We start from the raw sequence: 13,688 nt of genomic DNA on the forward strand, positions 1-13,688 counted from the left end.
CCGTCAGAAGTCGAAGTGATCCGGGTCGGCGCCGTTGCGCTTGCCCGTGTCGATCGCGTCGATCGCGGCCATGTCGGCGTCGGTCAGGGTGAAGTCGAACACGTCGATGTTCTGGCGGATGCGTTCGGCGTGCGTGGACTTCGGCAGCACCACGACGCCGCGCTGGATGTGCCAGCGGATCACGACCTGCGCGGCCGACTTGCCGTACCGCTCACCGATCTCCTTGAGACGCGGATCGGCGAGCAGGCCGCCGCCGGTGCCGCCGAGCGGGCTCCACGCCTCCACGTCGATGCCCTGCGCGTGCGCGAAGTCGATGAGCTCCCGGTTCGCGAACTGCGGCGAGGACTCGATCTGGTCGACCGCCGGCCTCACATCGGTGTGGGCGAGCAGCTCCTCCAGATGATGCCGTTCGAAGTTGCTCACGCCGATCGCCTTCGCGCGTCCGGTCGCGTAGATCGCCTGCAGGTCGTCCCATGCCTGGTTCCAGCCGTCCGCCGGCCAGTGGATGAGGTACAGGTTCACGTAGTCGAGGCCCAGACGATCGAGGCTCTCCTCGAAGGCGTCCCTGCCGCGGCGGGCGCGGATGTCGTCGTTCCACAGCTTGGTCGTCACGAACACGTCGTCGCGCGGCACGCCGGATCGGCGCAGCCCCTCGCCCACAGACGCCTCATTGCCGTAGATCATCGCCGTGTCGATATGGCGGTATCCCGCTTCGAGCGCGGCCGTGACCGCGTTCACCGTGGTCTCGCCGTCCGGGGTCTGGAACACGCCCAGTCCCACCTGCGGAATGACCGTGCCGTTGTTCAGCGTAATCGTCGATTGAATCGCCATGATGCCTCCGTTTCCGTCGGATATGCTTCCTCACGCATTGTATATGGGTACGGTCGGCGCCTTCCCCTCCCCGCCCATCGGGATGGGCTCGTCCCGTGAGATGATGGTCACGTAGCGTTCCGGAGGGAGGCCGTCATGGACGGGACCGATTTCAACCTGATGATGTTCGCTCTGCCGTTCGCCATCGTGGGCTTGGTGCTCGTGCTCGCCGGCATCGCCGTATCGCGCAGCATGCGTCGACGGACCACGAAGTGCGTCGTCTCCGCCACGGGCGTCGTGGACCGTATCGTCTCGGTCTACGACGAGGAGGATGGCCATCACTACTACCGGCCGATGGTCTCGTACGTCGTCGACGGCGTCACGTACGAGGTGACGACGGACGCGCCGCGCGGCAGCGCGAAATGGAGCATGGGCGAGCCGATGATCGTCGACTACGATCCGTCCGACCCCGCCTTCGCCTACCTGCCGTCCGAGGATCCGGCCACATCGGGAGGAGACGAAGTGATTGCCATCGGCGCGCTCTGTGTGTTGATCGCTGCGGGCGCGATCGGCTGGGCCTTGATCATGTGACGGGATTCGACGTTTCTGCGGTTCGATGGCTGGCATGCGGTAGACGACGAATGCAATGTCCGGCCTGTCCCCTAAACCGTGACGAGGAGCGTTCTCGTCTCGTGATCGTAGGCGACGCCGGGTTCCAACCATCGCAGACTCTCGGGCAGCCTCGGATCCACCGGCACCGGCGCCTCGGCGCGCAGCCCGTCGAACCGGAGACGTCCGGACCTGATCGTAAGCGCCGCGGAACGCGTCGCGGACCCGTCCATCACCGGCAGCACGAGCGTCCGGTCCACGCCGGGCGTGAACAGGATCCATTCGACGTCACCCAGCCACGGATTGCCGTCGACATCGGTCGTGTCCGGGAAGGCGACCAGACGGACAGGCCATGCGCGACGGACCGCCAGAACCCCTTTGGGCAGGCAGCGGAGACGCCGCCACCAGTACAAGCACGGCCCGGCCACAGCGGACACGACGACGATCACGACCGTCGGCGTCTCCCCCGTCCAACCGAACCAGGCGTCCAACGGCAACAAGCCCACCACGGCGACGCCCAACGCCAACGACAGAAACAATGCGAGAGGCCAACCCCTCGCCCGCCGCAACCAGATTCGTCGAGCCAACCGTCCGTTACCCTCGATCCATGCGTCATGCTCCATATCACGGATTCCACCACACGAAAGTGAACGCGACACGGACGCCCTTCCTTCCGTGGATTGAGCCTAGTCCGTCTCTTCCCTGTCGATGGCCGTATCGCCTTACCGTGGATAGTCCACAATGTTCCGATGACGGAGCGCGAGACGGCGCCGCTACATGAGCAGTGCACAGGTGATCGCGGTTGCGCCGATGAGCAGGGCGAGGATGCCGGCGGCGACGCCCACGCCCGCGGTCGGCGTCGAACTGTTTTCGGACGGCAGGTAGGCGTACTTGGGGTCGGTCGGATCGTAGGCGACGGTCATCGGATCGCCCACACGCCATTTCGGCGTCCGGCTGCTCCCGTCCGGCGCAACCTCGTACGTGGCGCCGTCGACCGTGTACGAGACCAGTGGATGGTAGTCGTACTCATTGCCCTCATCATGGACCCTGACGACACGGGACACGACGCCTGTGATGGAGGCGACGCAGCGCTCGGCCCGTCTTCTGTCCCTACGGGCGAACCCGATGCCGATGAGCATGCAAATGAGCCCCACTCCGGCGAACGGCAACGCGAACATCAGCAGCTTGAATTTCATATCGTCCATATCGACTTCCCCTTCGCGGTCCCGACAACCCCATCATCCCATGACCCGTCCTCCTTCGACTCCTATGACGCACCGGAGCCGTTTCAGTGTCAGACCGATCCGCGAGGCGCCGTCCACCGAACCGTTCCCGCCTCCCTGCCAACGTCCCATAATCACTGATGGACCATCGGATTCGGAGTAGTGAATGGAAAACGTCTTCAGCTGATGACACCCCTGTCGATCATCGTCCCGTCGAGGAACCAGTAGTCGTGCGGGTCGCCCCGCAGCGCGGTGAACGGAGTCAGTGTGACGCCGCGGGCGGCGGCCTCGTCGAGGAGGTAGCCACGCACGATCCACGGATATTCGAGGACGCCGGATTCCAAGTCGATGATGGTCTCGATGCGTGAGGCGTCGACGCCGAAGTGTTCGGCGACCTCGCCGGCGGTCAGGTTCAGTCGACGTAGGTTCTCATGGAACTCGCGGATGGTCGCCTCACGTTGCGCAGTGGTCAATGACATATCTGCCCCTCTACCCCTATCGTTGGAATTCCCGGTCATGCCCAATCGTACTTCACGCATATGCGATAGGGCTGCCGCATCCGGCGACCGACGGCATGCCGCCGCTTCGCGCCGCCGGTACCAGGTGGGACGCTCCCCTATTGGGAGATACAATGTCCCCTCGTGACGCAACGAGAGACAAGTGGACGGGCGACGGCACGGACAACGTCGCGGACGGCACCAGCGGACAAACGGCCGACGGACAAGTCCGGCCTCGGCACGAGGCCGATCGGACGGTTGGCGGTGTCGCTGGCGGTCCCGGCGGTGGTGGCGCAGGCGTGCAACGCGCTGTACACGATCGTCGACCGGCTGTTTCTCGCGCACATCCCCGGCGTGGGCGATCTCGCGATGACCGGCGTGGGCGTATGCTTCCCGATCACGCTGGCCGTGTCCGCGTTCGCGATGCTCATCGGCATGGGCGGAGGCCCGCTCGCCTCGATCGAGCTGGGACGCGGCGACCGGGACAGGGCGGAACGCTATCTCGGCACGTCGGTGGCTGCGATCGTCGCGATAGCGATTGTGCTGTCGGCGCTGCTCCAGCTGTGCAAGACGCCGATTCTCGTGCTGTTCGGTGCGAGCGATGCGACGCTGCCGTATGCGGTCGACTTCCTCACCGTCTATTTGTGCGGCACGCTGTTCGTGCAGCTGGCGTTGGGGCTCAACACGTTCATCACCGCGCAGGGGCGGGCGCTCGTGGCGATGGGTTCGGTGCTTATCGGCGCGTTGAGTTCGTTGGCGCTCGACCCGCTGTTCATCTTCGCGCTCGGCATGGGCGTGCGCGGCGCCGCGTTGGCGAACGTGATCGCGCAGGGCTTGTCCGCCGCGTGGGTGGTCCGTTTCCTCGCCTCGCAGGACAGCGCGATACGGCTGCGCATGCGCGACGTCCGTCTCACGCGTCTGCTCGGCCCGGTGCTGTTCCTCGGCGTCTCGCCGTTCATCATGCAGATCACCGAATCGGTGATCCAGGTGGTGTTCAACGCCTCGCTGCAACGTTATGGCGGCGACGTCTATGTGGGCGCGATGACGATCATGACGAGCCTCATGCAGCTGATCTTCGTGTTCTCGCAGGGCATTTCGCAGGGCGTGCAGCCGATCATCGGCTACAACTACGGCGCGGGGCTGTACGACCGCGTGTGGCGTGCGTATTCGGGCACGATGGTCGTGCAGGTCGCCATCAACTGCACGATGACGACGCTGCTCGCGCTCTTCCCCGGATTCGTCGCCTCCCTGTTCACGTCGGATGCGGCGATCATCGACGTGGTGTCGCGTACGCTGCCGTACTTCGTGTGCGGCATGGGCATCTTCGGCGTCCAGAACGTCGTCCAATGCGCGTTCGTGGGCATGGGGCAGGCGAAACCGTCACTGTTCCTCGCGGTCTTCCGCAAGCTCATCCTGCTGGTGCCGTTGGCATTGCTGCTTCCCCGGTTCGGGTTGGGTACGACGGGCGTGTTCGTCGCCGAACCGGTTTCGGACATGACGTCGGCGATTGTGGCCGGACTCCTGTTCGCATGGGTTGCGCGAAGGCTGCTGCCGCCGAGGGAAACGGCCCGGGCGGACGTCAACGCCACGCTTTGAGGACGGACGCCGGCACCTTGGAGGCGTCGAAGCGGTAATGGCCGGTGACGGTCATGTGCGTGCGGAACGTAAGGTAGTCGTTCTCACGCTGCTTCTGCCCCATGTTGTGCAGGATGTAGGCGACGCCGTCCTTGTCACGTTTATCGGAGACGACGCCGATGTGTTTGACGTGTTGAAAGACGACGATGTCACCGCCCTGCCACGCCTCGCGGTCGGACGGGTCGAGGGTAAGCGACTGTCCGTATTTGGCGAAGAACACGTCGAGCACGCCGGTGCGGCGGAAGTCGATGTTCGGGTCCGGTTTGGGCGCGACGGCCCGGTAGCTTGCGGAATCGGCGGCGATGTCCGCGTCGACCATCGCTTTGAGGTCGTAGCCGGCGGCGCGGAAGGCGCGCCAGACGAGGTCGGTGCATGCGCCGCGGTCGGACGGCGGGTAGCCGCCCTGATAGTAGCCGTCGTCGTAGGCGGGACGGGCCTCGGCGTCGGCACGCGCGCCCGCGACGATGTCGGCGTAGTCGTCCGTGCCGTTGCCATTGAAGTCGACGGGGCTCACGGCCTTCGGATACTCCTTCGAGGCTTCGGACCGCGGCATCACCGTGCCATCCGATGAATCGCCGCCTTTCGTGGCGGTCGAGGCGACGGACCTGCCCATCGCCTCCCACGGCAACCCGGACAGTCGCCGAATGGAGAACACGCCGCCGGCGACGAGCGCGACGGCCAACACAACCGCCAGCACCGCGCAGACCGTACGTCTCGCACCTTGCCGCATCGAATTGTTCCCTTCAAGACGAGCCATATCGCATTCAGACCGTATCAGCCGCGGCAGAGACGGGAGCGGTGGCGTCATGTCCGCCATGCGGTCCATGCGCCGAGGCCGGTTTGGGCCTCGACTTGGCGGTGGGATAGTCCGAGTCGATCCTCCACACCGTGACGCTCCGCACTTGCGCGTCGGTGAACGTCACGTGCGGCATATGCGCCTGATGCGCCATCAGCAGCTGCAGTCCATGACGGCGTTCATCGAGGTCGTCGACGATGGAGGCGACGCCGCTGCCGACGATGGATTTGAACGATTCACCCCAGGCGCACGCCGTGCGTCCCGCGACGACCTCACAGTCCGTGTGCATCGAGAACGCGACCGGCAAACGGTTGTCGGCGGCGCGTATCGCGTCGAGCTTGCGGCCGCGGGAGGCCGAGTGCATCCACAAGGTGAGCCGGCCGCTCCCCCGGTCGTATTCGTATCCGAAGTTGAGCGGCACCACCGTCAGTCCTTCCGCATCCGCATATGCGACGTCGACGATATCGCAGCCGGCGATGATCGCCGCGATTGCGTCGGGATCGGCGACTTCGCGGTCCGCGCGTCGCATCATGCGGCGTCCGCCCGCCACCGTGCGCTCGTCGTCACGGCGTCGCGGACGCCGCTCCCGGCCCTGCTCCGGCCCATGCGTCTCATGGGCGTATTCCACGCTCATCCTCGGCCCCTTTCACGGCTTTCCGCTGTGAGCCCCATGATACAAGGTATGGCGGTTCCGGACGGTCGCATCCGTCACCGGGAACGACGGGAGATCCCCGCGACGATCACGGTGGTCGCGACGATGATGACCGTGGCCACGGCGAAGCTGCCGAACATGGCGGACTCATAGGCGCGGGAGGCCGCCTGACGCAGCATGTCGCCGGACGCCTTCCCGAGATGGACGGTCTGTTGAAAATCCAGCGTCACCGAGCCGGCGGAGACGCGTTCCCCAAGCCCCGTGACCCGCGCGGCGTCACGGAACCGTGAAACGTACAGTCCGCTCTGCACACTGCCGAAGATGCCCACGCCGATGATGGAACCGAACTGGCGGAACACGGTCAGCAGACCCGATCCCGCGCCGGACCGGCCGGCCGGCACCCGACCCATGGCCCAGGTGAGCATCGCCGGAGCCAGAGCCCAGATCGGCAGTATGACCGACCGATTCACCGCACAACTGCCGTGGGGGCAGATCGGCGTTCTCATCCCCATCATCCTCGTCGCGGGGATCCTCGCCTCGGTCATACCTGCACGCAGCACTACCCGCATCCAGCCGGTGCGGGGATTGACCAGCTGAACGGCGGCTTTATCCGGACGACATGGTGTTCATATAACGTATCGGAAAGCAATATCAACATCATGTCGTCTGGATAACGTCGACCGCCATGCTCCGTCGCACACCACCGCATCGTTCCCGGGGATGACCCGGTTCCTCTCCTCCCCGCATATCCCGGAGAATCTCGATCCGATGGACGATGACCACTCACGGCGGATGCCCCTATCGTGGATGGCGTTCCGAAGGAGAAGGAGAGGGAATCATGGGGTTTCTGGCGAATTTCTCGGCGCCGTTCCTGCTGGCGGTCGCCATGTGGCCGGTCGCGTCGTTCATGCTCACGGTGCCGGTGCTGGCGATGCTCTACCACCGCGACAACCGTATCGGCTTCACCGCCGCGCTGTCCGCGTACGGCACGGTGCTGTACGCGCTGGGGCTGCTGTGCTTCACGCTGTATCCGATGCCGTCCGATCCAGGCGCGTACTGCGCGACCCACCATCTGGCCCCACAGTTGAACCCGTTCCAGTTCATCGGCGACATCCGCTCGGACGGCCTGACCGCGATCATGCAGATCGCGATGAACGGGGTGTTCTTCCTGCCGCTTGGCTTCATCGCCAAGCGCGTATTCCGTTTGCCGTTCGCCGCCGCGGCCGTCGCCGGGTTCCTCGTCTCGCTCCTGGTGGAGACGCTGCAGCTGACCGGAGTGCTCGGCCTGTTCCCCTGCTCGTACCGTCTGTTCGATGTGGACGACCTCGTCTGGAACACGGCCGGGGCGGTCGCCGGCTACGGCTGCGCGATGCTGCTCGACCGCGTCCTGCCGGTGCGCGAGGCGGACACCACGACCGTCACGAACCCCGGGTTCGTGCGTCGGCTCGTCGCGTTCATCATCGATTTCGGCCTCGCCACCCTGTGCGCGCTGCCGCTGACCGTCGCGGGCGACGCGCTGTACTCGTTCGTCTCGGGCCGCGGACTCGGCGTGATAACGAACACGGACAGCAGCGATCCGCTCGACATGTCCTCCATCATGATGCTGCTCACACTCGCGGTCTTCGAAGTCGTTATCCCGTGGATGAGACAGGGCCGCACGCTCGGCGGCGGCTATACGCACATGACCTGCGAGACGAGGCCGCGTGAGGGTGTGCGCCGCATCGCATTCTATGCCGCACGGTTCGCCGTGATCTGCTGCGTCAGGTTCCCGGACTACATCCCGCATGCGGGTCTGGTCCTGTTCGCGACGCTCGTCTTCTGGATGATCAGGAAGCGGATGCCCTACGATCTCATCTGACGGACGGCTCCATCTCTCCCACCCGATCGAACGCATCCCCACATGGAAACCGCAACCCATCCCACACCGGAGAATCCCGCCATACGCAAGTCGCGCCCCGCAAGCTTATAGTGGATGCGTCACGCTGGATGGCGACAGACATCGGGCGACAGCGGAAACGACGCGGACGAAACAGTAGAAGGACTGATCATCATGGCAGATGAGAACAACCAAGGAAACGGGACGACCAAGCCGGGCACGACGGGAACGGCGACGGCAAGCCAGACGAAACCGGACGCGGCGAAACTGCCCGAACCGTACGAGAAGGCCACGCGCCACACCATCGACATCGACGGACGCGCGCTCCACTACTCGGCCACCGTCGGAACCATCCTCATCGACACCCCCAAGGTGAAGCCGGCCGCGAGCGTCTTCTTCACCGCGTTCGCACTGCTGGACGACGACGGCAAGACGGATACGACCCGCCCGGTCACCTACGTCTTCAACGGCGGACCCGGATCGTCCACCACGTTCCTGCTCATGGGGTCCATCGCACCGAAACGCATCGAGGTGCCGGACGCCGCCCCCGTGCCCGCCGCTCCATACCGTCTTGAAGATAACCCGTACACGCTGCTGCCGATCTCCGACCTGGTGTTCATCGACGCTCCCGGCGCCGGTTTCTCCGAGATCGCCGACAAGGCGAAGCCGGAACTGTGGTCGGTGGACGGCGACGTCGCCGGATTCAGCGCGTTCATCCGCGCCTACTCGAGCAAGTACCACCGTTGGAACTCCCCCAAGTACGTGCTCGGCGAATCGTACGGCACCACGCGCGGGGCGACCCTCGCCTACCGTCTCCAGCAGGATGGCGTCGCGCTGAACGGGCTCACGCTCATCTCGAACATCCTCGACTACGCGTACACGCTCGACACATCCGACCAGTTCTACGTCGGCTACTTCCCGACCTACGCGTCCGTCGCCCAATACCATGGCCGCGCCGGCAAGGGAGTGGAGCCCGCCGAACATCTCAAGGCCGCGCGCGCATTCGCGAACGGACCGCTGCGTCTCGCACTCGCCGCCGGAGCCTCGCTGGATGACGACGTCAAACACCGCGTGGCGGAACGCTACGCCGAACTGACCGGACTGGACGCGAAATACGTCTACGACTCCGACCTGCGCGTCGTGGACATGCGGTTCCGCAAAGAGCTGCTGCGCGACGAGGAGAGAATCGTCGGCCGCTACGACGGGCGGGTCGCCGGATATGACCTCGACCGGATGAACGACGAGGAGACGTTCGTCATCGACGACGCCTACCTCGACCCCGCGTACTCGAGCCTCGCCAACGCGTATCTGAGGGACGAGCTCGGCTGGGACAGGACTCCTGAACGCCGCGGGTTCGCCGACTTCGACTGGGACGCCACCGAAGCCGGCAAGGGCTGGACCTGGTGGCATAGGCAGCCGGAGATGACCAAGTCCTCCTGGGGCCGGAACATCCCGTTCCCGAACGTCGTACCTGACCTCGCCGCCGCGATCGCGCACCAGCCCACGCTGAAGGTGCTGATCGGCAACGGCGTGTACGACCTGTGCACCCCGTTCGGCCAGACCGAATACGACATCGACCATCTGGGCCTGCCGAAGCCGCTACGCGGCAACGTCGCGTTCACGTACTATCCGGCCGGGCACATGCTGTACTCGTCCGAACCGAGCCTCGCGAAATTCTCCGACGACCTGAAACGCTTCTACGCCGCGGATGTTCCCGGTCTTCGCGCGATCGACGAGCGTCCCGCCGTGCCCGCGCCGGACATCCGGCTGTAGGAACGTCCGTCGGAAGCCTCACCACAGGAGCCGCATCACAGGAAAGGAAACGACAATGCTCGATGGTTTCAAGAAATTCATCGCACGAGGCAACATGATCGACATGGCCGTCGGCGTGGTCATGGGCAGCGCGGTCACCTCCGTGGTGAACGCGATCGTGGACAGCCTCATCAACCCGCTCATCGCGATGGTGTTCGGCAAACCGGACATGAGCGGCCTGCTCGCGTTCACGTTCAACGGCGCTACCGTCTCGTTCGGCGCGGTGCTGGGGGCGCTGCTCAACTTCCTCGTCATCGCCGCGGCCGTGTACTTCTGCGTCCTCGTGCCGATCAACAAGTTCCGTGACATGACCGACGCGATGCTCATCAAGGCGAAGCTCAAGCAGGAGGCGGACGAGAAGGCGAAGGAGCCCGAGGTCACGCCCGAGGAACGCACCGTCGAGCTGCTCACCGAGATCCGCGACCAGCTGGCCGCCGCGGACCAGGATTCCGTGGCGAGGAAGGATACGACGGACAGCAGGGCCGATTGAACCGCCGGTTCCGTCGACGATGACGACGCAACCGCATCGGCCATGACGAACGGATGACAGTGGATGGTGGTGCCCGCTACCCCTCGAGGTCCGCGGCGCGCAGGTTGCGGGTGATGGCACGTTCGCGGGCGCCCTTCGTGGCATAGAGTCCCGCTGCGACGAACAGAAACATCGCCGTGCAGCAAATCCACAGCACACGGCCGCCGAACCCGCTGATGACCCATCCGCCGACCAGCGGCGCCGCGCCGTTCGAGAGCGCCCAGACCAGGTTGTACAAGCCCTGGTAGGTGCCGCGGGTCTCAGCCGGCGCAAGGTTCGCGACGGTCGTCGCGGCGATCGGGAACGTGCCGAGCTCGCCGAGCGTCCACAGCACGGTGGCGACCGCGAATCCATGCCATGTGGTCGCGCCGATCTGGAACATGTAGCCGAACGCCGTCATCAGCATGCCGAGCACAAGCACGCGCGTGTTGCTCATCCGGTTGAACACGGCGATGGCGGGAATCTGCAGCAGACACAGCATGCCGCCGTTGATGGTGAGCAGCACCGAATACTGGTCCGTGCCCATGCCAAGCCCGGTCATCGCGATCGGCAATCCGCTGGTCATCTGGAAGTACGCAATCGTGTAGCCGAACATGAGCACCACCATCGACAGGAACGGCCAGTCGGTGAGCGCGCGACGGTAGTTCGCCAGCATCGACACGTTCCGCCGCCCCACGGCATCGGCGGGGCGCGTCTTCACGACGGTTCCACCGACGGTTCGCGCCGCATGCACGCGAGCCTCGTGGAAGAAGAACGCGAGCAATCCGGTGGCGACCACGAGGATGAGCGCCTCAGCATAGAACATGAGCGTGTACGAGATCTTGACGAGCTGGTTCGCGATGATCGGCCCGATGGCGAACCCGAAGTTCACCGCCCACGTCTGCAGCGTATAAGCGCGCTTCTGGTCGCGCATCGGCACCACGTCGGCGATGTACGCGGCGATGGCCGGCGTGGGGATGGACGAGATGGCGCCGTAGACAAGCAGCATCGCGCCCATGACCATGGGATCGTCGATGAAAGAGAGCAGCACGAGCATCGCCGCGGCGCCGAGCTCGCCGGCTATGATCATGGCCGGCCTGCCGAACCTGTCGGACAGGGAGCCGCCGAACAGGCAGCCGAAGATGCCGCCGAATCCGTACATGGAGACGATGGTGCCGGCAAGCCCCGCATCCACATGCAGATCCTTGACAAGATACATGGACATGAACGAGATGACGAACCGGCCCATCCACAGGATAAGCAGGGCGAGCCACAGGCCCCAGAACAGCAACGGCAGACCGAAGACGACGCGACGGCCCATCCTCTCATTCGTCCTTCCACACATGGGGCACCATCCTATGGGCACGCTCGTACACGGCCCGCATGGACCGCCATGCGTATCCACCCGTTGCCGGAACCGGCGTCCGGACGTTAGAGTGGGCCTCGGACAGCGGACCACCGAAAGACAAGACAAGGAGACATCATGACCCGGAAGGCGTTGATCGTAGTGGATGTGCAACCGACGTTCTGCGAAGGCGGCGAACTCGGCGTGGAAGGAGGCAACGCAATCGCCGAACGCATCGCGACGTACGTGAAGTCGCATCGCGGCGACTACGCGTACATCGCCACCACGCAGGACTGGCACATCGAGCCCGGCTCCCACTGGTCCGAGACGCCCGACTTCGTGGACACCTGGCCCGTGCACGGCAAGGCCGGCACACCGAACGCCGACCTGCACCCGGCAATCAAGACGCTGGGCATCGCACACCACTTCAAGAAAGGCCAGTACGCGGCCGCCTACTCCGGATTCGAAGGCATCGAGGACGACACCGACACGATCCAGAGCCGCGAGGAGGTCGACGCGGCGCTCGCCGCCGGTCGCACGCTCGCCAACGCGCTGAAGGCCGCGGACGTGACCGAGGTCGATGTCGTCGGCATCGCCGAATCGCATTGCGTCAAGGAGACCGCGCTCGACGCGGTGAAGCTCGGTTATCCGACCACCGTGTTCGAGGACCTGACCGTGCCGGTCAGCGAGGAACTGGGAGTCGCCGCACGCAAGGAGATGGCGGAGGCCGGCGTCACGCTCACCGAATCCCGCTGAACCGTGCCGGCCGGCCGACGGTCGGATGCCCGAACATCAGGGGCGATTCAGGCATGTCCCCGATTGCCCGTTCGGATTCCCGGTGCGATGCTGGGATTGATTCGCGGCCGGAGGCGCGACGCGCCGGCCATGGCCCGTGACCGGCGCATGAACCGCAGGGAGGACGTGACGGTATGACATGGAACGACGGAACGCATGGTCCGAAAAGGACGGCCGTCCCGATCGCGGTCCTCATGACGACCGGGGCGTGCCTCATCGTGGTCGCGTTCGTCGTCGTGTTCCTATGGGCCCGTTCCGGCACGGCCGGACGGACCGTATCGCAGCCAGCCGATCACTGCACGGTGACGACCGCGGACGGCGGGTACCCGTTGAGCCCCACGCAGACGCGCAACGCGTCGCTCATCGCCGCAATCGCCGTCCGACGAGGGCTCCCCGACCATGCTGCCACGGTGGCGATCGCGACGGCGATGCAGGAATCGAAGCTCGTCAACCTCGACCATGGCGACCTTGATTCGGTGGGATTGTTCCAGCAGCGGCCGAGCCAGGGGTGGGGCACAGTGGAGCAGCTGACGGACGAATCGTATGCGACGAATGCCTTCTACGACGAACTGGTGAAGGTCGCCGACTGGCAGACGATTCCGGTGGAGGACGCCGCACAGGCGGTGCAGCGTTCCGGCTACCCCGACCTGTACGCGCAATGGGACGGCATGGCCCGCGCATGGGCGGCCGCGTTCACCGGCGAGACCGCGGCCGGCGTCACCTGTTCGATCCATACGAAGGTCTCCCACGATCCGGACGGTCTCGTCACGGCATTCCGGGACATGTTCCCCTCGGCGACGATCGCGGGCCAGTCCACGACGGACGACGGCTCGGCCGCCTCCCCCACGGCGCTGACTATTACATTGCCGGAGGAATCGTCCGGATCGGATCCGGGGCGCCAAGGATGGCAGGCCGCGACGTGGCTGGTCGCGCACGCGCACGAATACGGCGTGGACACCGTGCATGCGAACGGCATGGGTTGGGCCCGGACCTCAGGCAGGTGGACCGGGGCCGAAAGCATGGAGCGGACGGTCACCGTGACGCTGCGATAGGTACTCCGCTCCCCGCAAAGAACACGCTTCCCCTCAGCGGAGTCGGACCGCGACACGCCGTGGGTACGATTATCCGCC

15 protein-coding genes are annotated in these 13,688 nt (G+C 65.3%); 7 read left to right on the forward strand and 8 right to left on the reverse strand.

Features of this window, described 5'->3' with window-relative positions; genetic code table 11:
• Nucleotides 1-3: 3 nt before the first annotated feature.
• A complete protein-coding gene (locus JS531_RS04605) occupies nucleotides 4-831 on the reverse strand; it encodes an aldo/keto reductase (protein WP_214313348.1) in 828 nt (275 codons plus the stop codon).
• A gap of 135 nt (nucleotides 832-966) precedes the next feature.
• Between JS531_RS04605 and JS531_RS04610 the strand changes: the two genes are divergently transcribed.
• Nucleotides 967-1,401 (forward strand): DUF3592 domain-containing protein, encoded by a 435-nt coding sequence (locus JS531_RS04610; protein ID WP_214313350.1) that lies wholly within the window; start codon nucleotides 967-969, stop codon nucleotides 1,399-1,401.
• 71 nt (nucleotides 1,402-1,472) lie between these two features.
• Here the strand turns inward: JS531_RS04610 and JS531_RS04615 are convergent, their stop codons facing one another.
• The 3 genes from JS531_RS04615 to JS531_RS04625 form a co-directional block, all read right to left on the reverse strand.
• Nucleotides 1,473-1,940, reverse strand: coding sequence for a hypothetical protein (locus tag JS531_RS04615; protein ID WP_214313359.1), 468 nt, complete (start codon nucleotides 1,938-1,940; stop codon nucleotides 1,473-1,475).
• A 252-nt stretch (nucleotides 1,941-2,192) separates the two neighbouring features.
• A complete protein-coding gene (locus tag JS531_RS04620; RefSeq protein WP_214313366.1) occupies nucleotides 2,193-2,624 on the reverse strand; it encodes a DUF3592 domain-containing protein in 432 nt (143 codons plus the stop codon).
• A gap of 197 nt (nucleotides 2,625-2,821) precedes the next feature.
• Nucleotides 2,822-3,121 (reverse strand): DUF2316 family protein, encoded by a 300-nt coding sequence (locus JS531_RS04625; RefSeq protein WP_214313368.1) that lies wholly within the window; start codon nucleotides 3,119-3,121, stop codon nucleotides 2,822-2,824.
• Nucleotides 3,122-3,403: 282 nt separating this feature from the next.
• Here JS531_RS04625 and JS531_RS04630 point away from each other — a divergent pair, with 282 nt between their 5' ends.
• On the forward strand, nucleotides 3,404-4,735 hold the full coding sequence (locus JS531_RS04630; protein WP_346427756.1) for an MATE family efflux transporter: 1,332 nt from the start codon (nucleotides 3,404-3,406) through the stop codon (nucleotides 4,733-4,735).
• On the opposite strand, the gene JS531_RS04635 is transcribed toward JS531_RS04630, so the two are convergent.
• From JS531_RS04635 to JS531_RS04645, 3 genes are all read right to left on the reverse strand, one after another.
• Complete coding sequence (locus JS531_RS04635; RefSeq protein WP_240542033.1) at nucleotides 4,719-5,531, reverse strand: DUF1287 domain-containing protein; 813 nt, start codon at nucleotides 5,529-5,531, stop codon at nucleotides 4,719-4,721. The genes JS531_RS04630 and JS531_RS04635 overlap by 17 nt on opposite strands.
• Nucleotides 5,532-5,538: 7 nt before the next feature.
• Nucleotides 5,539-6,204: a pyridoxamine 5'-phosphate oxidase family protein gene (locus JS531_RS04640; protein WP_214313372.1), complete on the reverse strand. Its 666-nt coding sequence runs from the start codon at nucleotides 6,202-6,204 to the stop codon at nucleotides 5,539-5,541.
• A gap of 74 nt (nucleotides 6,205-6,278) precedes the next feature.
• Entirely contained in the window at nucleotides 6,279-6,728 is a 450-nt protein-coding gene (locus tag JS531_RS04645; RefSeq protein WP_214313374.1) for a hypothetical protein, read from the reverse strand.
• Between the two features lie 332 nt (nucleotides 6,729-7,060).
• Here JS531_RS04645 and JS531_RS04650 point away from each other — a divergent pair, with 332 nt between their 5' ends.
• From JS531_RS04650 to mscL, 3 genes are all read left to right on the forward strand, one after another.
• Nucleotides 7,061-8,080 carry a VanZ family protein gene (locus JS531_RS04650; protein WP_214313381.1) on the forward strand — a complete coding sequence of 340 codons (1,020 nt, stop codon included), beginning with the start codon at nucleotides 7,061-7,063 and terminating at the stop codon, nucleotides 8,078-8,080.
• Nucleotides 8,081-8,272: 192 nt separating this feature from the next.
• Nucleotides 8,273-9,871, forward strand: coding sequence for a carboxypeptidase (locus JS531_RS04655; protein ID WP_214313383.1), 1,599 nt, complete (start codon nucleotides 8,273-8,275; stop codon nucleotides 9,869-9,871).
• A gap of 55 nt (nucleotides 9,872-9,926) precedes the next feature.
• Nucleotides 9,927-10,400, forward strand: a complete 474-nt coding sequence (gene mscL, locus JS531_RS04660; protein WP_214313385.1) for a large conductance mechanosensitive channel protein MscL — start codon at nucleotides 9,927-9,929, stop codon at nucleotides 10,398-10,400.
• 76 nt (nucleotides 10,401-10,476) lie between these two features.
• Here mscL and JS531_RS04665 read toward each other — a convergent pair whose 3' ends face one another.
• Nucleotides 10,477-11,739: an MFS transporter gene (locus tag JS531_RS04665; protein WP_214313387.1), complete on the reverse strand. Its 1,263-nt coding sequence runs from the start codon at nucleotides 11,737-11,739 to the stop codon at nucleotides 10,477-10,479.
• A 162-nt stretch (nucleotides 11,740-11,901) separates the two neighbouring features.
• On the opposite strand from JS531_RS04665, the gene JS531_RS04670 reads away from it, so the two are divergent.
• Nucleotides 11,902-12,519, forward strand: coding sequence for an isochorismatase family protein (locus JS531_RS04670; protein WP_214313389.1), 618 nt, complete (start codon nucleotides 11,902-11,904; stop codon nucleotides 12,517-12,519).
• 233 nt (nucleotides 12,520-12,752) lie between these two features.
• Nucleotides 12,753-13,610 carry a cobalt transporter gene (locus tag JS531_RS04675; RefSeq protein WP_240542034.1) on the forward strand — a complete coding sequence of 286 codons (858 nt, stop codon included), beginning with the start codon at nucleotides 12,753-12,755 and terminating at the stop codon, nucleotides 13,608-13,610.
• Nucleotides 13,611-13,688: the final 78 nt, after the last annotated feature.

Origin of the sequence: Bifidobacterium sp. CP2 (assembly GCF_018555635.1) — a bacterium.
GTDB classification, from domain to species: Bacteria; Actinomycetota; Actinomycetes; order Actinomycetales; family Bifidobacteriaceae; genus Bifidobacterium; species Bifidobacterium saguinibicoloris.